This is a genomic window from Pseudomonas sp. URMO17WK12:I6 (assembly GCF_003253625.1).
Classification (GTDB): domain Bacteria; phylum Pseudomonadota; class Gammaproteobacteria; order Pseudomonadales; family Pseudomonadaceae; genus Aquipseudomonas.
In genome coordinates this window covers 420,708-443,715 of sequence record NZ_QKYZ01000001.1, presented here as the reverse complement: position 1 = coordinate 443,715, position 23,008 = coordinate 420,708, and the positions used below count along the sequence as shown (strand labels likewise).

Annotated in this window: 19 protein-coding genes; 12 read left to right on the top strand and 7 right to left on the bottom strand. The window is 60.2% G+C overall.

All coding sequences use genetic code 11. The annotated features are described in order from the left end of the window. Positions 1-9: 9 nt before the first annotated feature. Together F475_RS02120 and F475_RS02115 are read right to left on the bottom strand one after the other, a co-directional pair. The gene (locus F475_RS02120; protein WP_111453044.1) at positions 10-1,590 is read right to left on the bottom strand and encodes a phospholipase D family protein; all 1,581 of its coding nucleotides are present in this window, start codon (positions 1,588-1,590) and stop codon (positions 10-12) included. Between the two features lie 56 nt (positions 1,591-1,646). After that, positions 1,647-3,068 (bottom strand): PLP-dependent aminotransferase family protein, encoded by a 1,422-nt coding sequence (locus F475_RS02115; protein WP_018927497.1) that lies wholly within the window; start codon positions 3,066-3,068, stop codon positions 1,647-1,649. Between the two features lie 179 nt (positions 3,069-3,247). On the opposite strand from F475_RS02115, the gene F475_RS02110 reads away from it, so the two are divergent. Then, positions 3,248-3,493 carry a DUF1127 domain-containing protein gene (locus F475_RS02110; protein ID WP_018927498.1) on the top strand — a complete coding sequence of 82 codons (246 nt, stop codon included), beginning with the start codon at positions 3,248-3,250 and terminating at the stop codon, positions 3,491-3,493. Between the two features lie 51 nt (positions 3,494-3,544). Here F475_RS02110 and F475_RS02105 read toward each other — a convergent pair whose 3' ends face one another. Continuing rightward, positions 3,545-4,858: an FAD-binding oxidoreductase gene (locus F475_RS02105; protein ID WP_111453043.1), complete on the bottom strand. Its 1,314-nt coding sequence runs from the start codon at positions 4,856-4,858 to the stop codon at positions 3,545-3,547. A 148-nt stretch (positions 4,859-5,006) separates the two neighbouring features. On the opposite strand from F475_RS02105, the gene F475_RS02100 reads away from it, so the two are divergent. Further along, positions 5,007-5,360: a YkgJ family cysteine cluster protein gene (locus tag F475_RS02100; RefSeq protein ID WP_007934627.1), complete on the top strand. Its 354-nt coding sequence runs from the start codon at positions 5,007-5,009 to the stop codon at positions 5,358-5,360. A 3-nt stretch (positions 5,361-5,363) separates the two neighbouring features. Here the strand turns inward: F475_RS02100 and F475_RS02095 are convergent, their stop codons facing one another. Then, positions 5,364-5,852, bottom strand: a complete 489-nt coding sequence (locus tag F475_RS02095) for an Lrp/AsnC ligand binding domain-containing protein (protein ID WP_003206849.1) — start codon at positions 5,850-5,852, stop codon at positions 5,364-5,366. Positions 5,853-6,008: 156 nt separating this feature from the next. Between F475_RS02095 and dadA the strand changes: the two genes are divergently transcribed. From dadA to F475_RS02060, 7 genes are all read left to right on the top strand, one after another. Beyond that, positions 6,009-7,313 carry a D-amino acid dehydrogenase gene (dadA, locus tag F475_RS02090; RefSeq protein ID WP_064621369.1) on the top strand — a complete coding sequence of 435 codons (1,305 nt, stop codon included), beginning with the start codon at positions 6,009-6,011 and terminating at the stop codon, positions 7,311-7,313. After that, positions 7,285-7,638 (top strand): RidA family protein, encoded by a 354-nt coding sequence (locus F475_RS02085; protein WP_018927502.1) that lies wholly within the window; start codon positions 7,285-7,287, stop codon positions 7,636-7,638. The genes dadA and F475_RS02085 overlap by 29 nt, the downstream gene beginning before the upstream one ends. A gap of 111 nt (positions 7,639-7,749) precedes the next feature. Continuing rightward, complete coding sequence (gene alr / locus F475_RS02080) at positions 7,750-8,823, top strand: alanine racemase (RefSeq protein WP_111453042.1); 1,074 nt, start codon at positions 7,750-7,752, stop codon at positions 8,821-8,823. A gap of 128 nt (positions 8,824-8,951) precedes the next feature. Then, positions 8,952-9,500 carry a cupin domain-containing protein gene (locus F475_RS02075; protein WP_018927504.1) on the top strand — a complete coding sequence of 183 codons (549 nt, stop codon included), beginning with the start codon at positions 8,952-8,954 and terminating at the stop codon, positions 9,498-9,500. Between the two features lie 170 nt (positions 9,501-9,670). After that, complete coding sequence (locus tag F475_RS02070) at positions 9,671-10,099, top strand: cytochrome c5 family protein (RefSeq protein WP_081625748.1); 429 nt, start codon at positions 9,671-9,673, stop codon at positions 10,097-10,099. Between the two features lie 129 nt (positions 10,100-10,228). After that, entirely contained in the window at positions 10,229-12,151 is a 1,923-nt protein-coding gene (locus F475_RS02065) for an acetyl-CoA hydrolase/transferase C-terminal domain-containing protein (protein ID WP_111453041.1), read from the top strand. Positions 12,152-12,378: 227 nt separating this feature from the next. Then, positions 12,379-13,530, top strand: a complete 1,152-nt coding sequence (locus tag F475_RS02060) for a hypothetical protein (protein ID WP_111453040.1) — start codon at positions 12,379-12,381, stop codon at positions 13,528-13,530. A 53-nt stretch (positions 13,531-13,583) separates the two neighbouring features. On the opposite strand, the gene F475_RS02055 is transcribed toward F475_RS02060, so the two are convergent. Then, complete coding sequence (locus tag F475_RS02055; protein ID WP_018927509.1) at positions 13,584-14,156, bottom strand: xanthine phosphoribosyltransferase; 573 nt, start codon at positions 14,154-14,156, stop codon at positions 13,584-13,586. A 57-nt stretch (positions 14,157-14,213) separates the two neighbouring features. Beyond that, complete coding sequence (gene rep / locus F475_RS02050) at positions 14,214-16,223, bottom strand: DNA helicase Rep (RefSeq protein WP_018927510.1); 2,010 nt, start codon at positions 16,221-16,223, stop codon at positions 14,214-14,216. 262 nt (positions 16,224-16,485) lie between these two features. On the opposite strand from rep, the gene F475_RS02045 reads away from it, so the two are divergent. After that, positions 16,486-18,159, top strand: coding sequence for a bifunctional diguanylate cyclase/phosphodiesterase (locus tag F475_RS02045; protein WP_111453039.1), 1,674 nt, complete (start codon positions 16,486-16,488; stop codon positions 18,157-18,159). 73 nt (positions 18,160-18,232) lie between these two features. Here the strand turns inward: F475_RS02045 and F475_RS02040 are convergent, their stop codons facing one another. Beyond that, complete coding sequence (locus tag F475_RS02040) at positions 18,233-19,630, bottom strand: NorM family multidrug efflux MATE transporter (RefSeq protein WP_018927512.1); 1,398 nt, start codon at positions 19,628-19,630, stop codon at positions 18,233-18,235. A 157-nt stretch (positions 19,631-19,787) separates the two neighbouring features. Between F475_RS02040 and F475_RS02035 the strand changes: the two genes are divergently transcribed. Next, on the top strand, positions 19,788-20,708 hold the full coding sequence (locus F475_RS02035; protein ID WP_019580487.1) for a LysR substrate-binding domain-containing protein: 921 nt from the start codon (positions 19,788-19,790) through the stop codon (positions 20,706-20,708). Between the two features lie 185 nt (positions 20,709-20,893). Next, a complete protein-coding gene (locus F475_RS02030) occupies positions 20,894-22,870 on the top strand; it encodes a methyl-accepting chemotaxis protein (protein ID WP_018927516.1) in 1,977 nt (658 codons plus the stop codon). The last annotated feature ends 138 nt before the right edge of the window (positions 22,871-23,008 follow it).

Here is a 23,008-nt window from a genome sequence, read left to right as displayed (position 1 = left end):
TAATTCAAGCTACAGCATCCGCTCCAGGCCGACCATGCTACTGAGCCATGAATTGAAATGCTTCCACCAACTTCCCGGTTCTTTGGTCAGTGTGTGCGGCTTGTCGTCATCTTCAGTGGCCCAGACCATCTGGCCCTTTTCCAGTCGGACCTGATAGCTGAGAGGGGGCGCCATACCCTCCAGCGCCAATTCACGCACCCGTCCGGCGAGCTGTGGGTTGTCCACCAGTACTCCGACTTCGGTGTTCCACAGTACCGAGCGCGGGTCGAAATTGAATGAGCCGATGAAGGCTTTTTGTCGGTCGAAGATCATGGCCTTGCTGTGCAGGCTGGAGTCGGAGCTACGGGAGGAACTGCTCCCGCTGTGAAACAGGCTCGGTCCACTGCCGCTGCCTCCGTTGTCGCCGGGCTGGCGGCGTAATTCGAACAGCTGCACGCCATGCTCCAGCAAGGCTTTGCGATAAGGTGCGTAACCACCGTGCGTGGCCGGCACATCGGTGGCTTCCAGTGAATTGGTCAGCAAACTTATCGACACGCCGGCATCGGCGCGACCGGTCAGGTACACCAGGCCCGGTTGGGCGGGTACGATGTAGGGCGAGACCATGATCAACTCCTTGCTGACTCCATTGAGCTCGGGTGCCAACTGGGTGGACAGCTGCAAGTACGGAGCCGGCTCGCCGTCGGCCAGCACCTTGGTTGGTGCGTCCCACAGCGCCTGGTTCCAGGCCCAGATCAGCTCCTGGCGCCAGGTCTCCAGGCGAGGATGAGTGGTATAGGTCATCAACTGTTGGTAGAGCGCGTGATTCTGTTTGCGCGTTTCCTCCAGGGATTCGTCCAGTCGCGTCCGGGTATTTTCCAGGTCCTTGGGTGTCGGCCTGATCGAGAGAAACTGCTCGATCGGCTTGCTCAGAGCACTGTTCCAATACTCGTCGAAGCTATGCCCCAGCTGCTCGGCAACCGGGCCGACACTGAGCATGTCGATGTCGGTGAAATTACGGTTGGGCTCGGCATCGAAGTACTCGTCCCCCAGGTTGCGCCCGCCAACGATTGCCACGCTATTGTCCGCCACCCACAGTTTGTTGTGCATGCGGCGATGTTGCTGCGACAGGTTGAACAGCCGGCCCATGGTACGCGTCACGACGGTGCTGCGGCCCAGGTGCAGCGGGTTGAAGACGCGGATCTGAATCTTCGGATGGACAGCGAGGGTTGCGATGATCTGGTCCAGGCCATCGCTGGTGGTGTCGTCGAGCAGAATCCGCACCCGTACGCCGCGGTCGGCGGCCTTGAGCAGCTCGCTTATCAGTATCCGTGTGCTGATGCCGTCATGGACGATGTAGTACTGCAAGTCGAGGCTGCTTTGGGCATTTCGAATCAGCTCGGCGCGGGCGGTGAAGGCCTCGGTGCTATCGGATAGCAAGCGGAAGCCCGACTGGCCCTGGTGGGGAGCGGCCTGGGCCTGGATCGAACGGCCAAAAGCAGAGTCGGCGGCCGGCAGGGCCTGGCTCGGTTCGCGAGGGATATTGAGTGTCGTACAGCCACCCAGAAGTGAGGCGAGTAACAGAAGAGCAAGCAGGGGCTGTCTGATTCTCACGGCGCGTATTCCGGATGGTGGCGGATAGCATATGGACGCCGTATCCCGAAGAAAGGTCAGTCGGTTTCCGCCAGCAGTTTGATTGCTGTCGCACCGACCTTGCGCACGGCTTCTTCAATCTGCGGGGTCGTTTTGGCAGCGTAGTTCATCCGCAGGCAATTACGGTATTTGCCCGAGGCGGAAAAGATACTGCCCACGGCAATCTGTACGCCCTGATCATGCAGTGCACGATTGAGTTTCAGGGTGTCAAAGCCCTCCGGCAGTTCGACCCACAGCATGAAGCTGCCTTGCGGACGGCTGGCGCGGGTGCCGGCCGGGAAATAACGGGTGACCCAATCGATCATTGCGTCGCGATTGCGCTGGTATTGCATCCGCATCCGCCGCAAATGCGGTTCGAAGTGCCCGGCCTTGAGAAATTCGGCAATCGCAATCTGTGGTTGCGTCGCGGTGGAGCCGGTGCTGATGTACTTCATGTGCAGCACGCGCTCCAGATACCGGCCCGGCGCGACCCAGCCAATGCGCAGGCCCGGTGCCAGGGTCTTGGAAAAGGAACTGCAGAGCAGGACGCGGCCGTCTTCGTCGAAGGATTTGATCGTGCGCGGGCGGGGGTAGGTGTAGGCCAGTTCGCCATACACATCGTCCTCGATAATCGCCACGTCGAAACGCTGTGCGAGGTTCAACAGCGCACGTTTGCGTGACTCCGGCATGATGTAGCCCAGCGGGTTGTTACAGTTGGGGGTCAACTGTATGGCTTTGATCGGCCATTGCTCCAACGCCAGTTCCAACGCTTCGAGGCTGATGCCGGTGAGCGGGTCGGTGGGGATTTCCAGCGCTTTCATGCCCAGGCCCTTGAGGGTCTGCATGGCGCCGTGAAAGCTTGGCGAATCCACTGCGACGATGTCACCCGGTCCGCAGATGGCGCGGATGCTGGTCGACAGCGCTTCGTGGCAACCGGTAGTGATTACCAGATCGTTGGCGCTCAATTGGCAGCCGGAATCGAGCATCAGGCGGGCGATTTGTTCGCGCAGTTCGAGGGTGCCGCAGATGTTGTCGTAATACAGGCCTCGCATGTCCTGCTGGCGGCTGATACGTGCCAGGTTGCGCAGCAGCGGTTTCATGGTCGGCGAGGTGATGTCCGGCATACCGCGGCCCAACTGCACGACATCCTTGCGCGGCACGGCGCGGATCAGTTCCAGCACCTGATCCCACTGTGAAATATCCACCGGTCGTTGGGCTGGGCGGCCGACCACGGGTAGCTCCGGCAGTTCGCGGCTCACCGGTACGAAATACCCGGATTTGGGTTTGGGCATCGCCAGGCCTACGTCTTCCAGCACTCGATAGGCCTGTTGCACCGTGCTCAGGCTGACCCCGTGCTCGACACTCAGCGCCCGCACCGAGGGTAGCCGGTCACCGGGGCGATAGAAGCCCTGTTCGATACGTGTGCCGAGCAACTCGGCGAGGTTGACGTAAAGGGTCATGGTGCAGTCTCGATGTGGGTGATTCGGTTAACCAATACAGATGGGGCAAAAATAAGCGATTCAGAGGCCGAAACAGAAAAACTGTATGGAATTAATACTGCCCTGTTGAATCTGTAATGCTTTTTGCCGTCCGCGCATCATGAAAGCTCTGGCTACCCAAGTAAACAGGAGCGACGAAAATGAACGGCTTGAGCGATGTGCGGCTGACGTTACACAGTCAGGAACTGGCGGCAGGGCAACAGAACGGCGCGCGCGAGGCAATTATGCGCAACGCACCGTCCTGCCTGGGTCGCTGGGGTCTGTTCTGGCATCGTCTGCACACGCGTAAGGCGTTGTTGGAGCTGACGCCGGAGCAACTCAAGGATGTCGGGTTGAGTCGGGAGCAGGCGCGGGAGGAGGGGCTTAAACCTTTCTGGCATCTGTGAGATGAACCGCGATCCCTTGCAGGTGCAGCCTTCGGCAGCTCCTGCAAGGGTTCAGGCCAGTTCTTTAAGACGATGCCAAAGCATTCCCAACGCCAACAACGGCGAGCGCAAATGTTTGCCGCCTGGAAAGGTAATGTGCGGCACCTTGGCAAACAGATCGAAACCACCACTGTGCTGGCCGCTGATGGCCTCAGCCAACAGCTTGCCTGCCAGGTGCGTGGCGTTTACGCCATGACCAGAATAGGCCTGGGCGTAATACACATTCGGTTGCTCCTTGAGCCGGCCGATCTGCGGCAGGCGATTAGCCCCGATGCCGATCATCCCGCCCCACTGATAGTCGATTTTCACCCCGGCCAGTTGCGGGAACACCGCCAGCATCTTCGGACGCATGTATGCGGCGATGTCTTTCGGATCGCGTCCTGAATAATGGCAGGCGCCGCCGAACAGCAGGCGGCGGTCCGCCGAGAGTCGGTAATAATCCAGCGCTACCCGTTGATCGCAGACCGCCATGTTCTGCGGCAGCAGCGCGTGAGCCTGCTCTTCACTCAAGGGTTCGGTGGCGATGATGTAACTGCCGGCGGGCAGCACCTTGCCGCCAAGTTGCGGGTTGAGATCGTTGAGGTAGGCGTTGCAGCCCAGCACCAGGGTCTTGGCGCGGACCGAGCCCCGGGCGGTGTGGACCTTGACCTCGCGGCCATAATCGATGCGGGTTACAGCCGATTGCTCAAACAGTTTGGCGCCCAATTGCCGGGCTGCGGCCGCTTCGCCCAGTGCCAGGTTCAGTGGGTGCAGATGCCCGGAGCCCATGTCGATCAAACCACCGACATAGCGATCGGAACCCACCACGCTGTGCATTTCGTTGGCTTGCAGCAGACGGGTTTCGTAACGGTAACCGAGGCTGCGCAGCTCGCTGGCGTCTTCAGCGAAGCCTTCCAGGTCATGGGCCTTGTTGGCGAGGTCGCAGTAGCCCCAGGTCAGGTCGCAAGCGATCTGAAAGCGCTCGATTCGCTGGCGGACGATTTCCACCGCTTCCAGGCCCATCAGTTTCATCTGACGCACGCCGTCTGCACCGATCACATTGGCGAACTGCTCGAGGCCATGGCCGACGCCGCGAATCAATTGCCCGCCATTACGTCCGCTGGCGCCCCAACCGATCTTGTGCGCTTCAAGGAGCACCACGCGCAAGCCTCGTTCAGCCAGTTCCAGCGCGGTGTTCAGCCCCGAGAACCCGCCGCCCACCACGCACACGTCCGCGACCAGCTCACCTGTGAGTGTTGGAAGGTCGGGTTGCGGCAGGCTGCTGGCGGCGTAATAAGAGGCGACGTGCCGGTGGTTAGGGGCAGGTTGCTGAACGGGGGCGTTCATGGACGTCATCCTGATGCGTGTGTTTGAAAAAGTTGACGGAGCATAAGCCGCCCCTTCGGATACGGGCAACATTGGTCGGTTGGCGCTGTCTGGATTGGGGCTTTTGCGTCAGAATCCCGGTCTATTCCGCATTCGGGTCACCGCTTCGATGAGCTGCAACAGTCAGAAAATTCGCACGCTGCGCCAGCAAATTCCCACCTTCGAGTGCGTGCCCGGCTGCCATGACTGCTGTGGGCCGGTCACCACCTCGCCCGAAGAAATGTCCCGCCTGCCGCGCAAGACCCGGGCCGAGCAGGACGCGGCAATGGACGAACTCAATTGCGTCCATCTGGGGCCCAACGGGTGCACGGTGTATGACGAGCGCCCATTGATCTGCCGTCTGTTCGGTACCACCAAGACATTGCCATGCCCTAATGGGCGGCGGCCGGTGGAGCTGATTCACCCGCGGGTCGAGAAGCAGATCCACGAATACATGGCCAGTACCCGGCAGGTGTTGGTGTAGGGCTCAATCCGGAATTGGCAGATTCAAACTCTCTTTCACTTCTTCCATCACGATATAGCTCTTGGATTCGCGCACATGCGGCAACTTGAGCAGGATGTCGCCCAGCAATTTGCGGTACGAGGCCATCTCGGAAATCCGCGCTTTCACCAGGTAATCGAAGTCCCCTGACACCAAATGGCATTCAAGGACGTGGGGCAGTTTCAGCACCGCACGTCGGAACTCTTCGAAAGTATCGCCGGATTTGTAGTCGAGACTGATCTCGACGAACACCAACAGACTACCCTTCAGGTGCTGCGGATTCAGCCGGGCGTTGTAGCCCATGATGATCCCTTCGCGCTCCAGGCGCCGTACCCGTTCAGTGCAGGGGGTGGTGGAGAGGCCGACCTTTTCCCCCAGTTCGGTGAAGGAGATACGCCCGTCCGCTTGCAGGATCCGCAGGATGTTGCGGTCGATCTTGTCCAGCTCACGTTTGGTCTGAGTGTTGGTCCGCATAGGGGATGCGCCTCCGTGAAAAGGGTTTTTGCCGAGAATTGTCGCCAAATATAAGCACTTATATAGTGAAAAGCACTGGCTAATCTTTTTTAAACTGCCCACATCTTCGGTCTGCACAATAAACGTCAGCGGTAAGCCGCGATGAGGGATATGAAAATGCGCGTTCTGGTCTTGGGTAGCGGCGTCATCGGTACCGCCAGTGCCTATTATCTGGCACGAGCCGGCTTTGAAGTGACGGTCGTGGACCGTCAGCCAGCGCCGGCCATGGAAACCAGTTTCGCCAACGCCGGGCAGGTTTCGCCGGGTTATGCCTCACCGTGGGCCGCACCGGGCGTGCCGCTCAAAGCCATCAAGTGGCTGTTGCAGCGTCACGCGCCATTGGCGATCAAGGCCACTGCCAATATCGACCAATACCTGTGGATGGCGCAGATGCTGCGCAACTGCACCGCCAGCCGTTACGCGGTGAACAAGGAGCGCATGGTGCGTCTGTCCGAGTACAGCCGCGACTGCCTCGACGAATTGCGCGCCGAAACCGGCATTGCCTACGAAGGCCGTAGCCTGGGGACTACCCAGCTGTTCCGCACCCAGGCGCAGCTCGATGGCGCCGCCAAAGACATCGCCGTGCTGAAAGAGTCCGGTGTGCCGTTCGAACTGCTCGACCGTGCCGGCATTGCCCGGGTCGAACCGGCCCTGGCCAGCGTCACCGACATCCTCGCCGGTGCCTTGCGCCTGCCGAACGACCAGACCGGCGACTGCCAGATATTCACCACCCGCCTGGCCGAAATGGCCGTGAAACTGGGTGTGGAGTTCCGTTTCGGCCAGGACATCCAGCGCCTCGACTTCGCCGGTGATCGCATCAACGGTGTGTGGATCGATGGCAAGCTGGAAACCGCCGACCGTTACGTGCTGGCCCTCGGCAGTTACTCGCCGCAGTTGCTCAAGCCGCTGGGCATCAAGGCCCCGGTGTACCCACTCAAGGGTTACTCGCTGACCGTGCCGATCACTAACCCGGCGATGGCCCCGACGTCGACCATTCTCGATGAGACCTACAAGGTCGCGATCACCCGCTTCGACAACCGCATCCGCGTCGGCGGCATGGCTGAAATCGCCGGTTTTGACCTGTCGTTGAACCCGCGCCGGCGCGAAACCCTGGAGATGATCGTCAACGACCTTTATCCTCAGGGCGGCAATCTGCCCGAAGCGAGTTTCTGGACCGGCCTGCGTCCGACCACTCCGGACGGCACGCCGATTGTCGGTGCCACACCGTTCAAAAACCTGTTCTTGAATACGGGCCACGGTACGCTCGGCTGGACCATGGCTTGTGGGTCCGGTCGTTTGCTGGCTGACCTGATGGCCAAGAGAACGCCGCAGATCAGCGCCGAAGGCCTCGATATTTCCCGTTATGGCAACACACTTAAGGAGCCTGCAAAACATGTCAATCCAGCGCCAGCTCACCAATGAGCGCATGAGCCAGATCGTTGTCCATAACGGTACTGTGTATCTGGCAGGACAGGTCGGCGACGACATGAGCGCCGGGATTGAACAGCAGACCCGTGAAGCCCTCGCCAACATCGAGCGTTTGCTGGATCTGGCCGGGACGGACAAGAACCGTCTGCTGTCGGTGACCATTTACCTGAAAGACATCGACGCGCACTTCGCAGGCATGAATTCGGTGTGGGATCAGTGGCTGCCAAAAGGCGTCGCGCCGGCCCGTGCCACGGTCGAATCGAAGCTGTGCGAACCGCAAATCCTGGTCGAGCTGTCGGTCGTTGCCGCGCTGCCATAAACGCTCTGCCATAAATCAAGTCACAAAGATCCCTCTCCCGGCGCTGTTGGTGGTTCACGCTGTCAGCCAGCGCCGGTTTTTTTCCCAATGACCGACTAGAAGTCTGCCGCCATGCGTCCTGCCCGTGCCCTGATCGACCTTCAAGCCCTGCGTCACAACTACCGGATTGCCCGTGAAGTCACGGGTGCCCGTGCCCTCGCGGTGATCAAGGCCGATGCCTATGGCCATGGCGCGGTGCGTTGCGCCCAGGCACTGGAAGCCGAGGCGGACGGCTTTGCCGTGGCGTGTATCGAAGAGGCCCTGGAGCTGCGCGCCGCCGGTATTCGTGCGCCGGTGTTGCTGCTGGAAGGTTTTTTCGAAGCCGATGAGTTGGCGCTGATCGTCGAGCATGACTTCTGGTGTGTGGTGCATTCGTTGTGGCAACTCGAAGCCATCGAAAAAGCCACGCTGAGCAAACCGATTACGGTGTGGCTCAAGCTCGACTCCGGCATGCATCGGGTTGGCCTGCATCCAGCGGATTACCAGGCAGCCTATCAACGGCTGCTGGCCAGCGGCAAAGTGGCGAAGATCGTGTTGATGAGTCACTTCGCCCGTGCCGATGAACTGCACTGCCACGCCAGCGTCGATCAGGTCGCGGTATTCGAAGCGGCGCGTAAGGGTTTGGCGGCCGAAATCAGCCTGCGTAACTCGCCGGCGGTGCTTGGTTGGCCGCAGATTCCGAGCGATTGGGTGCGCCCGGGCATCATGCTCTACGGTGCGACGCCGTTCGAAGAGGCCAATGCCGTGGCGTCTCGCCTGCAACCGGTGATGACCCTGGAATCGAAGGTGATTTGCGTGCGTGAACTGCCGGCCGGCGAGCCGATTGGTTACGGCGCGAAATTCGTCACCCCCAAGCCGATGCGTGTGGGTGTGGTGGCGATGGGGTATGCCGATGGTTATCCGCGCCAGGCACCGAGCGGCACACCGGTGCTGGTGGCCGGGCAACGCAGTCAGTTACTGGGTCGGGTATCGATGGACATGCTCTGCGTCGACCTGACCGACGTGCCGCAAGCCGGCCTCGGTTCGCCCGTCGAGCTATGGGGTAAAAATATCCTCGCCAGTGATGTCGCGACAGCCGCCGACACGATTCCTTATCAGATCTTCTGCAACCTGCGTCGGGTTCCGCTGCTCTATTCCGGGGCCTGACAAACAGCGCTCCCGACCGAAAGTCGCTTCGCCAGGCTGGATTCAGGCGCAAGTGTTGTAAATACTGAACGCTGTCGCCATGATAACGCTCAATATTCTTGCAACCTGAATCCCTGGAGGCTCCAGCATTGGACGTCGGTGAACGACTGCAATCGATCCGTAAGCTCAAAGGTCTTTCCCAGCGTGAGCTCGCCAAACGCGCGGGTGTTACCAACAGCACCATATCGATGATCGAGAAGAACAGCGTCAGCCCCTCGATCAGTTCGCTGAGGAAGGTACTGGGTGGGATTCCCATGTCCATGGTCGAGTTCTTTTCCGAAGAAATCCTGCAGGAAAAGCCGACTCAGATCGTCTACAAGGCCCACGAGCTGATCGATATTTCCGATGGCGCAGTGACCATGAAGCTCGTCGGTCGGGCTCACCCGAGCCGGGCTATCGCGTTCCTCAACGAAATCTACCCGCCAGGCGCCGACACCGGCGAGGAGATGCTCACCCACGAGGGCGAGGAAACCGGGATTCTGGTGGAAGGTCGGCTGGAACTGGTGGTAGGGCTCGAAACATTTGTGCTCGAGGCCGGCGACAGCTACTACTTTGAAAGTACCAAGCCGCACCGTTTCCGGAATCCGTTCGATGCCCCGGCGCGACTAATCAGCGCAGCCACTCCAGCGAATTTCTAAGAGACACGGCGTCGTGCCCGGATTGCACAGACGCCCATGCTGTATTCCCGCCTTGTGATAAGACCCCTTCGACTTTGGGGTTGTTTCAGTGTGGCGGGCTTACCGCTATACTTGCGCCCGCCTGCGAACCGTGGCCGCAGGCGTGACTAGCCACCATTGAGGGTGTACGCGTGAACCTAATTATGAAAATGCTGGCCGCACCAGCAACCGTATTGGCCCTTTGGGCAGTCAGCGCACAAGCTGCGACCAACGACGATATCGCTAAACGTCTTGAGCCAGTCGGCCAAGTCTGTGTGCAGGGTAAAGAATGCAAGGGGATGGAAGTCGCTGCTTCGGTTGGCGGCGGTGCGTCGAAAACTCCTGACGAAATTATTGCCAAACACTGCAATGCTTGCCATGGCACCGGCCTGTTGGGCGCACCCAAGATCGGTGATGCCGCAGACTGGAAAAAACGTGCCGATAAAGAAGGCGGCACCGCTGCTGGCTTGGCGAAGGTAGCGTTGAGCGGGCTCAATGCGATGCCACCAAAAGGCACATGCAGTGACTGCGAACTGAAAGACCTTGAAGGCGCCATCCAGAAGATGTCTGGCCTGAAATAAGCCTGTTTTCAACGAAAAGCCGCTTGCGAGCGGCTTTTTTGTGCCTGCGATTTGTCTGAGGCTATTCTTTGCAGCAAAGACCCGGCAAGCTCGGTTCAACCCAATTCATGGGTTGGGCGGGAGGATCAGATGGTGCAGTTGTGTTCTATCGAGCAGGCGGTCGATGACGTTCTGGCACGGTTGCCGGCGCATATCCATATGGGCCTGCCGCTGGGGCTGGGCAAACCCAACCACTTCGTCAACGCGCTGTATCAACGCATTGCGCAACTGCCCGAGCGGCAGCTGACGGTCTACACCGCCCTGTGTCTCGGCCGTCCGCCCTTGGGTGATGGCTTGCAAAAGCGCTTCCTCGAACCCTTCATCGAGCGGGTGTTCGGCGATTACCCGGAACTGGATTTCCTCGCCGACCTGCATCGCGACAGCCTGCCGAACAACATCCACATTCATCAGTTTTTCATGCAACCGGGCAGCCTGCTGAACAGCGCCCCGGCCCAGCAGGATTACGTCAGCAGCAATTACAGCCACGCCGCACGGGACATCAATGCCGCCGGTTTGAATCTGGTGGCGCAACTGGTCGCCAGCCATAGCGAACATCCCGATCGCCTGAGCCTGAGCTGCAACCCGGACATCACCCTCGACCTGTTGCCGATGATCGCCAAGCGCCGGGCGGCGGGGGAGACGATCCTGATGGTGGGCCAGGTGCACAACGATTTGCCGTACATGCCCGGTGACGCGGAAGTCGGCATCGACACCTTCGATCTGCTGATCGACGCCAAGGACAACACCACGTTGTTCTCCACACCGAACATGCCGGTAGGTTGCCAGGATCATTTCATCGGGCTGCACGCCAGCACGCTGGTGCGCGATGGGGGCACCTTACAGGTCGGCATCGGCGCCATGGGCGATGCCCTGACGGCGGCGTTACTGGCGCGGCAGGCGGACAGTGACGGTTACAAGGCGTTGCTGGCAGATTTGAATCTCAGCCAGTGGGCGCAGCTGATCGAGCGCGAAGGTGGCGTCGAACCGTTTGCCAAGGGCCTTTACGGTTGCAGCGAAATGTTCGTCAACGGCTTGCTGGTGCTGGCGGACGCCGGGATCGTGCGACGCAAGGTCTACCCGGACGTGCAGACCCAGCAGCAGGCGAACGCCGGGACGCTGAATGAGTCGGCGCAAACCGATGGCATCTCGGTACATGGCGGGTTTTTCCTCGGGCCGCGCAGTTTCTACGAGCGCTTGCGCGAGTTGCCGCAGAGCAAGCGGCTCGAATTCAACATGACCCGCATCAGTTACATCAACGAGCTCTACGGTCAGGAAGAACTCAAACGCTTGCAGCGCCTTGATGCGCGCTTCATCAACACTGTGTTCACCATGACGTTGCTCGGTGCGGGCGTGGCGGATCAGCTCGAAGACGGGCGGGTACTCAGCGGCGTTGGCGGGCAATACAACTTCGTGGCCCAGGGTCATGCACTGGAAGGCGCGCGCTCAATCCTGCTCCTGCGCAGTTGGCGCGAGTCGGGCGGTGAGGTCAGTTCGAACATCGTCTGGGAATACGGCCATTGCACGATCCCACGGCATCTGCGGGACATCGTCATCACCGAGTACGGCATCGCCGATTTGCGGGGCAAGACCGACGCGGCGGTGATCGAGGCGTTGCTGAACATCAGCGACTCACGCTTCCAGCCGGGGCTGATCGAACAGGCGCAGAACGCTGGCAAATTATCGAAGCATTTTCGCCTCGATCCGCGTTTCGCCGACAACAGCCCGCAGCGTTTACAGGCCATTCAGGCCCGGCATTCGAATCTGTTTCCGGAATATCCGTTGGGCTGTGATTTCACGGCGCAGGAGCGGGATTTATTGCGGGCGCTGAACTGGTTGAAGAGCAAGTTCAAGCTCACGGAGATTCTGGAATTGGGCAAGGCGGCGCTGGATGCGCCGGAGCCGGCGGAGTTTCCCGAGCATCTGGAGCGCATGCAGCTGACGAAACCCGAAGGATTGAAAGAGGATTTGTTTCAGCGGTTGTTGCTGGCTGGCCTGAAGGCTACCGTGCATTAACAGCCGCCACAAAAACCTGTGGGAGCGGCGGTGCGACGATTCGACTTGCCCGTGAGGGACAGTCCCTTCTCGAGCGAACCAATACCTACACTTAAATTCTTTCTAAGTTTGCACGTCTGCAGAGTAAGACTGTGCTGTCAGCCCCTTCTGATTTTCCCTGCTCTACGGCGATACACCCCAACAGCTGTGTACCTTGTCGGCAAGGACCCATTGTTGAGAGAAAGAGCATGGACACGTCTTCAAGGAAAACTGTTACGGACGCCGCACTTAAACAAGCTCTGTTACTGGTTGATCTAACCGAAACAAACGATCCCGATCACGCTGTTCGATTGCTGCTAAATGAAATCCTCCAAGGACTCTCTGAAAAAGGTTGGCCCCAAGCGCAACTACAAGCTGGGCCGCGGATTGTGTCTGCTGAAGAAAATTACGGTTTGCTCGGTTATGACCCGGCGGAGGTTACGCTCGGGAGTGAACACACCCGTTGGGTCGATGAGTGCTCGCTGTTGCGAACACAAACCACCAGTCAGATTCCGGTAGCGCTTCAGCGAGCGGCTCAGGTGCGGCAGTCGGGACAGACGATACTGCTGGCAGCACCAGGTATTACTTTCCGTCGTGATAGTCGGGATCGTTGGCATTGCGCGGAACCGCATCAAATGGATATTTGGGTGCTGGGTGATCCGGAACTGGCAACGCACGAACATCTGTTGCGTTTGGTCGGCGATATTCTTAAGTCTGCCGTTCCCGATAAATCTTGGGTCTACAGCGATAGTCCGCATCACTACACGGAGGGCGGAATCGAAGTAAATGTGTTGAATGACGGGGCTCCGGTTGAGGTGCTGGAGTGCGGTCGTATTGCGAGGTCTTTGTTGGAGCGTTTGAACATTGATCCGCTGCATCATGGAGGGCTGGCGCTTGGGATGGGGCTGGATCGCCTGACGATGTTGCGAAAAGGCATTCCGGATATTCGCTTGCTGCGTGATCAGAACGTGCGAGTGCAGGCGCAGATGCATGATCTGAATCCATGGACGGCGGTATCTCGTTTGCCGTCGATTGCTCGTGATATTTCGTTGGCGGTAACGCCGGGGCTGAGCGAGGAAGTGTTGACCGAAAGAATGTTGCAGGCGGCCGGCGACTGCTCTGACTGGATCGAGGAGATGCAAGTCAAGGGAAGGTGGGAGTTCTCGGATTTACCCGCGCAGGCAATTGAAAGGCTCGGGCTGCTGCCGGGTCAGGAGAATGTGCTTTTACGCGTGGTGCTGCGTGATTGTTCGCGATCAATCACTACCGCTGAGGCGAACGCTTTGTATGCGGACTTTCAGGCGGCGATGCATGAAGGAGCGCCTGGGGCGGGTTACAGAATGGACCTGTCAAAGGCTTGAAACCGAAGTGGGAGCAAGCAGGCTCGCTCCCACAAGGCATAGGCGGTGTGGCTTTATTCGATGAAGGTTACAACGCCATCCTTCAGCGACTGCACCCGAGCCAACGATTCCACGCGATAACCCTGGGCATCCAGTTCCGCACGACCACCCTGGAACGACTTCTCGATCACGATGCCCAGACCGGCCACGGTCGCGCCGGCCTGTTTGATGATCGAGATCAGCGCTTGCGAAGCCTTACCGTTGGCCAGGAAGTCGTCGATGATCAGCACGCGGTCGCTGCTGGTCAGGTGACGCGGGGAGATCGCCACAGTGCTTTCGGTCTGCTTGGTGAACGAGTAGACCGTCGCCGACAGCAGGTTTTCAGTCAGGGTCAGGGACTGATGCTTGCGCGCGAAAATCACCGGTACGCCGAGGTTCAGGCCGGTCATGATCGCCGGGGCGATACCCGAGGCTTCGATGGTGACGATCTTGGTGATGCCCGAATCCTTGAACAGCGAGGCGAATTCGTCGCCGATCAGCTTCATCAGGGCCGGGTCGATCTGGTGGTTCAGAAAGGCGTCGACTTTCAGGACCTGGTCGGAAAGCACGATGCCTTCTTCGCGAATTTTCTTGTGCAGTGCTTCCATGAAGCTGTCCTCTGTTGGCGTCTTTTGTGCCGAAGGTCTAAATAAATGTGGCTAATTCTAGCGCTTTAGCATTGCGCGTATATCTGCCAATGCGCTGTTGCCACGAACGGCTTTGACTTCGGTCGGGGTGTCGTCGTTGCCTTCCCAGGCCAGGTCGTCCGGCGGCAGTTCATCGAGGAAGCGGCTGGGCGCGCAGTCGATGATCTCGCCGTATTGCTTACGCTTGGCGGCGAAGGTGAAAGCCAGCGTCTGACGCGCTCGGGTAATCCCGACGTAGGCCAGGCGGCGTTCCTCTTCGATGGTGTCGGCTTCGATGCTGGAGCGGTGCGGGAGGATTTCCTCTTCCATGCCCATGATGAACACGTAAGGGAATTCCAGGCCCTTGGAGGCGTGCAAGGTCATCATCTGCACCCCTTCGGCGCCATCTTCCTCTTCCTGCTGACGCTCCAGCATGTCGCGCAGCACGAGTTTGCCGATGGCGTCTTCGACGGTCATCTCACCGTCTTCGTCTTTCTCCAGCGTGTTCTTCAGTGCCTCGATCAGGAACCAGACGTTACCCATGCGGTAATCGGCGGCCTTGTCACTGGAGCTGTTGGTGCGCAGCCAGTTCTCGTAGTCGATGTCCATGACCATGCTGCGCAGGGCGGAGATCGGGTCTTCGCCGGCGCACTGCTCGCGGACCTTGTCCATGAAGCGCTTGAAGCGCGACAGGCGATCGGTGAAGCGGCTGTCCAGGTGTTCGCCCAGGCCGATTTCGTCGGTGGCGGCGTACATCGAGATTTTTCGCTCGGTGGCGTAGTTGCCCAGCTTCTCCAGTGTGGTCGAACCGATCTCCCGGCGTGGGACGTTGATCACCCGCAGGAAGGCGTTGTCGTCGTCCGGGTTCACGATCAGGCGGAAGTAGGCCATCAGGTCCTTCACTTCCTGGCGTCCGAAAAAGCTGTTGCCGCCGGACAGTCGGTAAGGCACCTGGTGATGCTGCAGCTTCAGCTCGATCAGCTTGGCCTGGTAGTTGCCGCGATACAGAATCGCGAAATCGCTGTAGGGCCGGTCGGTGCGCAAGTGCAGGCTGAGGATTTCCACGGCCACGCGCTCGGCTTCGGCGTCTTCGTTGCGGCAGCGGATCACGCGGATCTCGTCGCCGTGACCCATTTCACTCCACAGCTGCTTTTCGAATTCGTGCGGGTTGTTCGAAATCAGCACGTTGGCGCAGCGCAGGATGCGGCTGGTGGAGCGGTAGTTCTGCTCCAGCATCACCACTTTCAGGGACGGGTAATCGTCCTTGAGCAGCATCAGGTTTTCCGGGCGGGCGCCGCGCCAGGCGTAGATCGACTGGTCGTCGTCGCCTACCACGGTGAACTGGTTGCGTTTGCCGATCAGCAGTTTCACCAGCAAATACTGGCTGGCGTTGGTGTCCTGGTATTCGTCCACCAGCAGGTAGCGGACCTTGTTCTGCCATTTTTCCAGGATGTCGTCGTGTTCCTGGAACAGTTTTACCGGCAGCAGGATCAGGTCGTCGAAGTCCACCGCGTTGAACGCCTTGAGTGTGCGCTGGTAGTGGGTATAGACGATGGCGGCGGTCTGCTCCTTGGGGTTGCGTGCGTTTTCCAGGGCTTCGGGCGGCAGGATCAGGTCGTTTTTCCAGGCGCCGATCATGTTCTTGATCTCGTCGACGCCGTCGTCGCCCGAGTATTCCTTCTGCATGATGTCGGTCATCAGGGCTTTGACGTCGGTCTCGTCGAAGATCGAGAAGCCCGGTTTATAGCCCAGCCGCACATGTTCCTTGCGGATGATGTTCAGGCCCAGGTTGTGAAAGGTGCACACCGTCAGGCCGCGGCCTTCACCGCCCTTGAGCAGCGTGCCGACCCGTTCCTTCATCTCCCGCGCGGCCTTGTTGGTAAAGGTCATGGCGACGATGTACTGGGCGCGGATGCCGCAGCTCTGGATCAGATGCGCAATTTTGCGGGTGATCACGCTGGTCTTGCCGGAGCCTGCGCCGGCGAGCACCAAAAGAGGGCCGCCGACGTAGCTCACGGCTTCTTGCTGCCGGGGATTGAGTCGGGACATACGAAATCAGGGAGTCGTTAGCGAAATGGGCCGGCATTTTAACAGGCTCAGAGAATTGTGCTGCTCTCTCCGACTTGTGACGCAACACGCGATCTCTATTTGCCGGTTTTGATACTTTCACGCAGGATGCGCAATGAATTCGCGTCTAATGTACGTATTCAAGACTCGAAGTCGTGTTTGATAACCGATGATATTGGGTCATTGGTTACCCGAGCGGCATAATGCGCGCCGCCTACATCTTTGCAGAGTCTAGGGAGCTAGCTTGTCTACGCCTGTCGAACCCTTGCGTTTGCTGCTACTGGCCCAAGAGCCGGCGTGGGCAGCGTTGTTGCGCGAGTGTCTGGCTCCAATGGGGAGTTCGGCAGTGCTGCTCAGCGCGCCGAGCTGGGAGTCGGTCAGCAACCTGTTCGATGACAACCGCAGCGCGGTGTTGTTGACGATTCCTGCTCTGCAGCCGGCACCCGGCCGTTGCAGCCTGCCGACGGTGTTGCTGCTCGAACACGAGCCGCTGGCGCCGCCCGACGGTGTGAGCGACTGGCTGGTGCGTAATCTGCTGGATCCCGGCATGTTGCGCCGCTGTCTGCGTCATGTGCGTGAGCGTGGGGTGCTGGAAAACACCTTGCAGCGCCTGGCCGAGCAGGATCCGCTGACCGGCATCGCCAACCGTCAGGGTTTCCAGACCTTGCTGGCGGCGCGTCTGGCGGACAACGACGGCCGCGGCCTGGCCCTCGGTCACCTCGACCTCGACAACTTTCGACACGCCAACGACGCCCTCGGCCATCAGGCAGGCGACCGGTTGATTCTGCAAGTGGTCTCGCGGCTGAAAAGCCAGCTGGAGGCCGGCGATCAACTGGCGCGGCTGGGTAGCGATGAATTCGCCCTGCTGATCGACACCCGCCGCGCCCCTCAGCGCGCTGAATGGATGGCCGAACGGATTACCGAAGCCCTGTCCGAGCCCTACTGGATCGACGGCGAAAGCCTGTTGATCGGTTCCAGTCTCGGCATTGCTCACGCCCGGGCGCAGGCCGGCGCCGACCCGCTGATGTGGCATGCGCACATCGCCATGCAGCAGGCCAAGAGTACTCAAGGCTGTACCTTTCACATCTTCAACGAGCGGATCAATCGCAATGCCCGCAGCATCGCCGACCTTGAAAGTGAGCTGCGCCGGGCCTTGCGTCGCGATGAGCTGGAGTTGCATTACCAGCCACGCCTGAACCTTGCGGACGGCCAGATCGTCGGCCTCGAAGCCTTGGTGCGCTGGCGTCATGGCGAACGCGGTTTGCTGCCCCCCAGCGAATTCGTGCCACTGGCCGAGCAAAGCGGCTTGATCGTGCCGCTGGGTTACTGGGTGATTTCCCGAGCCCTGCGGGACATGCAGGCGTTGCGTGAGCGGGGCCTGCCGGCGCTGCACATGGCGATCAACCTGTCGTTCCGGCAGTTTCAGGACAGCCAGTTACTGTCGACCCTGAGCCGGTTGATTGCCGAGCGTGGCGTCGAGGCGCAATGGCTGGAATTCGAACTGACCGAAACCGCGGTGATGCGTCGCAGTGACCTGGTCAAGCAGACCATGGACGCCCTCGGACGGCTCGGTGTGCGCTTTTCGCTGGACGATTTCGGCACCGGGTTCTCATCGTTCGTGCACCTGAACAGCCTGCCGATCGCCTTGTTGAAGGTCGACAAGAGCTTTGTCGGCGGCATGGAAGAGCGGGAAGAGAATCGCAAGCTGGTGCACGCCATGATCAACCTGGCGCACAACCTCAACCTCGAAGTGGTTGCCGAAGGGGTGGAAACACCGGAGCAGCTGGATTTGTTGCGCGGGTTTGGGTGCGATCAGGTGCAGGGGTATCTGATCAGCAAGCCGTTGCCGTTGGCGGAGTTGGTTGAGTATTTGACCTTCGGCAGTAGTCAGCAGCCCTTACTGGAAGTCGTAAGCTAACCACAAACAACGGTGGATGCTTTTGTGGCGAGGGAGCAAGCTCCCTCGCCACACAGCCTCGCTCCTGCAGGGTTTAATCAGGCTGGGTGATTTGGAAGCTCGGCTGTGACGATGGCTCGCGCCGAATCATTCGAGTCATCTTCCACTCAAACGCCAGCGTCAGGCTCACCGCCGCACACGCCAGCCCCAGCGCCAACCCCCACCAGACGCCCGTCGGCCCCCAGTTCAGATGGAAGGCCATCCACCAGGCGGCCGGCGCACCAATCAGCCAATAGCAGCCCAAACCTACCAGGAACGTGGTCTTGGCATCCTTGAGTCCGCGAATGCAGCCCATGGCAATGGTTTGCGTGCCGTCGAACAGCTCGAACCACGCCGCCACCGCCAACAAGCTCACGGCCAGTTCGATGACCGGGCGAAAGGCTGGGTCGTTGTGGTCGAGGAACAAGCCGATCAACTGATTCGGCAGCAGCCAGAAGACCATCGCAAACCCCAGCATCGACACCGCCCCGAAGGCGATCCCGACCCGTCCGGCCAGCCGCGCATCCAGCAATTGCCCGGCGCCGTAATGCTGGCCGATGCGCATGGTGATCGCGTAGGAAAGCCCCGCCGGCACCATGAACGCCACCGAGACGATTTGCAGGGCGATCTGGTGCGCCGCCAGTTGCGTGCTGCCCATGGTGCCCATGCACAGCGCGGCGAAGGCAAACAGGCCGACTTCCACCGCATAGGTGCCGCCAATCGGCAGGCCCAGGCGCCACAACTCCTTCAAGTACTGACGATTGGGCCGCGACAGCCCCTGGCGCAACGGATAAGCGTCATAGGCCGGGTGCCGACGAATGTGCAGCGCGAGCGCCAGCGCCATCAGGTTAGCCACGATCGCTGTGACCAGACCGATGCCCATCAGGCCCATTTTCGGCAGGCCGAACATGCCGGTGATCAACGCATAGTTGAGCAGGAAGTTGGCCACGGTGCCGCCGAGGCTGATGACCATCACCGGCGTCGCCCGGCCGATGGCGCTGGTGAAGCCGCGCAGTGCCATGAAACTCAGGTAGCCGGGCAGGGCGAACGGCAGGATCAACAGAAACTGGCCGGCGGCCTGGACGTTGGTTGCGGTCTGGCCGAACAGCAGCAACACCGGTTTGAGGTTCCACAGCAGCAGACCCGCCACCAGCGCCATCAACCAGGCCAGCCACAAACCGGCCTGGGTCAGCCGCGCTGCGCCAATGATGTCGCCCGCGCCCTGACGGATCGCCACCAGGGTGCCGACCGCCGCGATCACGCCGATGCAGAAGATCGACACGAACGAATACGTCGCCGCGCCCAGACCACCGCCGGCCAGCGCCTCGGGACTCAGGCGCGCCATCATCAAGGTGTCGGTGAGGACCATCAACATGTGCGCCAACTGCGAGGCAATCAACGGCCCCGCCAGCCGCAGGATGGCCCAGAGTTCAATACGCGCTGGATGCTGCATGATCATCACGCTCGATTGTCAGAGAGAACAGGAAGCGTCGATTCTCGGCGCTCTGCGGGGATTCCACAAAGGGATAAAAAGGATGGGTAGCATGATTAAAACTCATGCTCGGGACTTTCTGATAAGTTGAGGCAACCGCGCTATAGGAGGTTTCCCAATGTCTCGTCGTCTCCCTCCCTTGTATGCCCTTCGAGCATTCGAAGCGGCGGCGCGGCATAGTTCGTTTACCCGCGCCGCCGAAGAGTTGTCGATCACGCAAAGTGCGGTCAGCCGGCACATTCGTACGCTCGAAGAGCATTTCGCCTGTCGGCTGTTTCATCGCAGCGGGCGCAACCTGCAACTGACCGAATCGGCGCGGCTGATCCTGCCGGGCATTCGCGAAGGTTTCACCGCCCTGGAACGAGCCTGCAATACCCTGCGTGCCGAGGACGACATCCTGCGCATGAAAGCCCCGTCGACCCTGACCATGCGTTGGCTGTTGGCGCGGCTCAGTCGCTTTCGCCACCTGCGACCGGGGAACGAGGTGCAATTGACCAGCGCCTGGATGGACGTCGATACGGTGGACTTCAACCACGAACCCTTCGACTGCGCCGTCATCCTCAGCAACGGACATTTTCCACCGGACTGGGAGACGACTTTGCTGTTCCCCGAAGAGTTGATTCCGGTGGGCGCGCCGAATCTGCTGAAGGATCAACCGTGGGACGTTGCGCGCCTGGCCAGCACCGAACTGCTGCACCCGACGCCGGACCGCCGTGACTGGCGCAACTGGCTGGAGCGCATGGGCCTGAGCGATCAGGTCTCGCTCAAGGGCGGGCAGGTGTTCGATACGCTGGAGCTGGGCATGATCGCTGCCGCCCGTGGCTACGGCGTGTCCATGGGTGATTTGCTGATGGTGGCGGAGGATGTCGCGCAGGGACGTCTGAGTTTGCCGTGGCCGACGGCCGTCGCCAGTGGTGAGAATTATTACCTGGTCTGGCCGAAAACCCGCCCGGGAGGTGAACGTTTGCGCCGGCTCAGCGATTTCCTGCAAGGCGAAGTCCGGGCCATGGAATTACCGGATGTCGAACGCCTGGGTTGAATCGATGGAGCCGCTGCAATGGCGGCCTTGAGCCATATCCCCGTTAATCACTCAAGTATTCGGCTTTGCCGCCGAAAATCTGCTGATGGAACCTTCGTACCAGGCTCCACGTTTTCCCCTCTATCAGAAATTTAGCCGAGTGCGACGGGATCAGGATGATCCGGCCCACTGGGTCAGGAGCTGTCATGTCTCAACCTCGTGCTCGGATTGCCTCACAGCTGGGTCTTGCGCTTGCCGTGATACTGGCGATTGTCATCAGCGGCAGCACCGTGTTTGCCCTGCGCTCGCTGGACGCCGCCAACCTCGCCACCCGCGAAGAGCACCTAGCCAGCGAGGCGCGGCTGCTGGCCGATCAGCTGAGCACGTTCCACGGCACGTTGCGTGAGAGTACCCAGCGCCTCAGCGGCCTGTTCGAGAAGCGCTTCAGCGCCGGTTTGAGCGTGCATCCGGATGAGCCGGTGACCGTGGCGGGCGTGCAGACCCCGGGCCTGCACCTGGGTGGCGAAGTGTTGAACAACAACTTCAAGGAAGTGGATGAGTTCAAGCAAATGACTGCCGGCGTTGCGACGCTGTTCGTGCGCAGTGGCGAAGACTTCATCCGGGTCAGCACGTCCCTGAGCAAACAGGACGGCACCCGGGCCATCGGCACATTGCTGGATCACGCTCACCCGGCTTATGCGCGCTTGATGGCCGGGCAGAGCTACGTCGGTCGCGCCTTGCTCTTCGAACGGTCCTACATGACTCAGTACACCCCCGTACGCGACAGCGGCGGTAAGGTGATTGCCGTGCTGTTCGTAGGATTCGATTACACCGACGCCCAGAACGCCCAGTTCGAAAACCTCAAGCGCTTCCGCATCGGCCAGACCGGCTCCCTGGCGCTGCTCGATGAGCAGAACAAATGGCTGGTGCCGATCGCCGGTGTGCAAGCGTTGGACGTGGCAGCACCGGCCATCGTCGGTCTGGCCAAGACACCGGGCAAGGGCGATTTCTGGAGCGACAAGTCGCAAGACTTCTACAGCATTGCCGTGCCGTTCGAAGGCGGCCCATGGTCGGTGGTGGCGAGCATGCCGAAAGCGGAAATCCGCGCGGTGACCTGGAGCGTCGGCATTCGTCTGGCCATCGGCAGCCTGTTGGCGATGTTGCTGGCGGTGGGTTCGGCGGTCTGGTTGTTGCGCAGCAAACTGGCGCCGCTGGGGGATCTGGTGCGTCAGGCCGAAGCCTTGGGGGCCGGTGATTTGAGCGTGCGCCTGAACGTGTCGAGCAACGACGAAATCGGTCAGTTGGCCCGCGCTTTCAACCAGATGAGCCAGGCCTTGTCGACCATGGTCGAGCACATTCGTAGAGCCTCGGAAGAGGTCAACAGCCGCGCCCAGGCGTTGTCTGGCTTGTCCGGCGGTGCCTATGAAGGGATGGAGCAGCAGTCCGGCGAAATCACCAGCATGGCCGGCGCCGTGGAAGAATTCAGCGCCACCTCGCTGAACATCGCCGACAACATGGGCAACACCCAGCGCCTGGCGCAGGAAAACGCACAGCAAACCCAGATCGGTCGTACGTCGATGGACGAAGCGTCCTCATCCCTGGAGCAAATCGCCGGTGCGCTGAACAGCACCGCGACGGTAATCAACACCTTGGGTCAGCGCTCCCAGGAAATCGGCGGCATCGTCGGGGTGATCACCGCGATCGCCGAGCAAACCAATTTGCTGGCGCTCAACGCTGCCATCGAAGCCGCCCGTGCCGGTGAACAAGGTCGTGGGTTTGCGGTGGTGGCCGATGAGGTGCGCAACCTGGCTTCACGCACTCGCCAGGCCACTGACGAAATTTCCGGGATGATCCAAAGTATCCAGCAGGAAACCGGCAACGCGATCAGCACCATGGAGCAGGGTAACGTGCTGATGCAGGAAGGCTTGTCGCGCAACGCCAACGTCGCCTCAGCCCTGGCGCGAATCGATGAGCAAAGTCGCTCGGCCGGTCAGCAATTCGCCGCCATCACCACCGCGACCCAGGAGCAAAGCAGCACCGCGACCTTGCTCAGCAGCAACCTGCAAAGCATTGCCTTGGCGAACAGTGAGCAGCGGGAAGTGGTGTCGAACCTGGCGGTGACTGCCAAAGAGCTGGAGAAGCTCGCGGCGGACTTGCGGCATGAGGTTGACCGGTTCCGCTGAGGCACCTCCGAAACAGCCATCGCGAGCAGGCTCGCGATGGCATCAACTCGATTCTGCGCGTTATCCACAAGCCCCGTATCGACGATCATTTGGCATTTGCCGTCGTGATCTCGATTTTTATGCTTGCTGAAACGTTTC

What these genes read in the sequence shown, in the direction of transcription:
- F475_RS02115 (WP_018927497.1), bottom strand. Translation starts at nt 3,068, where the DNA reads ATGACCCTTTACGTCAACCTCGCCGAGTTGCTCGGCACACGTATCGAA.
- F475_RS02110 (WP_018927498.1), top strand. Translation starts at nt 3,248, where the DNA reads ATGAACGGCTTGAGCGATGTGCGGCTGACGTTACACAGTCAGGAACTG.
- F475_RS02105 (WP_111453043.1), bottom strand. Translation starts at nt 4,858, where the DNA reads ATGAACGCCCCCGTTCAGCAACCTGCCCCTAACCACCGGCACGTCGCC.
- F475_RS02100 (WP_007934627.1), top strand. Translation starts at nt 5,007, where the DNA reads ATGAGCTGCAACAGTCAGAAAATTCGCACGCTGCGCCAGCAAATTCCC.
- F475_RS02095 (WP_003206849.1), bottom strand. Translation starts at nt 5,852, where the DNA reads ATGCGGACCAACACTCAGACCAAACGTGAGCTGGACAAGATCGACCGC.
- dadA (WP_064621369.1), top strand. Translation starts at nt 6,009, where the DNA reads ATGCGCGTTCTGGTCTTGGGTAGCGGCGTCATCGGTACCGCCAGTGCC.
- F475_RS02085 (WP_018927502.1), top strand. Translation starts at nt 7,285, where the DNA reads ATGTCAATCCAGCGCCAGCTCACCAATGAGCGCATGAGCCAGATCGTT.
- alr (WP_111453042.1), top strand. Translation starts at nt 7,750, where the DNA reads ATGCGTCCTGCCCGTGCCCTGATCGACCTTCAAGCCCTGCGTCACAAC.
- F475_RS02065 (WP_111453041.1), top strand. Translation starts at nt 10,229, where the DNA reads ATGGTGCAGTTGTGTTCTATCGAGCAGGCGGTCGATGACGTTCTGGCA.
- F475_RS02060 (WP_111453040.1), top strand. Translation starts at nt 12,379, where the DNA reads ATGGACACGTCTTCAAGGAAAACTGTTACGGACGCCGCACTTAAACAA.
- F475_RS02055 (WP_018927509.1), bottom strand. Translation starts at nt 14,156, where the DNA reads ATGGAAGCACTGCACAAGAAAATTCGCGAAGAAGGCATCGTGCTTTCC.
- rep (WP_018927510.1), bottom strand. Translation starts at nt 16,223, where the DNA reads ATGTCCCGACTCAATCCCCGGCAGCAAGAAGCCGTGAGCTACGTCGGC.
- F475_RS02040 (WP_018927512.1), bottom strand. Translation starts at nt 19,630, where the DNA reads ATGCAGCATCCAGCGCGTATTGAACTCTGGGCCATCCTGCGGCTGGCG.
- F475_RS02035 (WP_019580487.1), top strand. Translation starts at nt 19,788, where the DNA reads ATGTCTCGTCGTCTCCCTCCCTTGTATGCCCTTCGAGCATTCGAAGCG.
- F475_RS02030 (WP_018927516.1), top strand. Translation starts at nt 20,894, where the DNA reads ATGTCTCAACCTCGTGCTCGGATTGCCTCACAGCTGGGTCTTGCGCTT.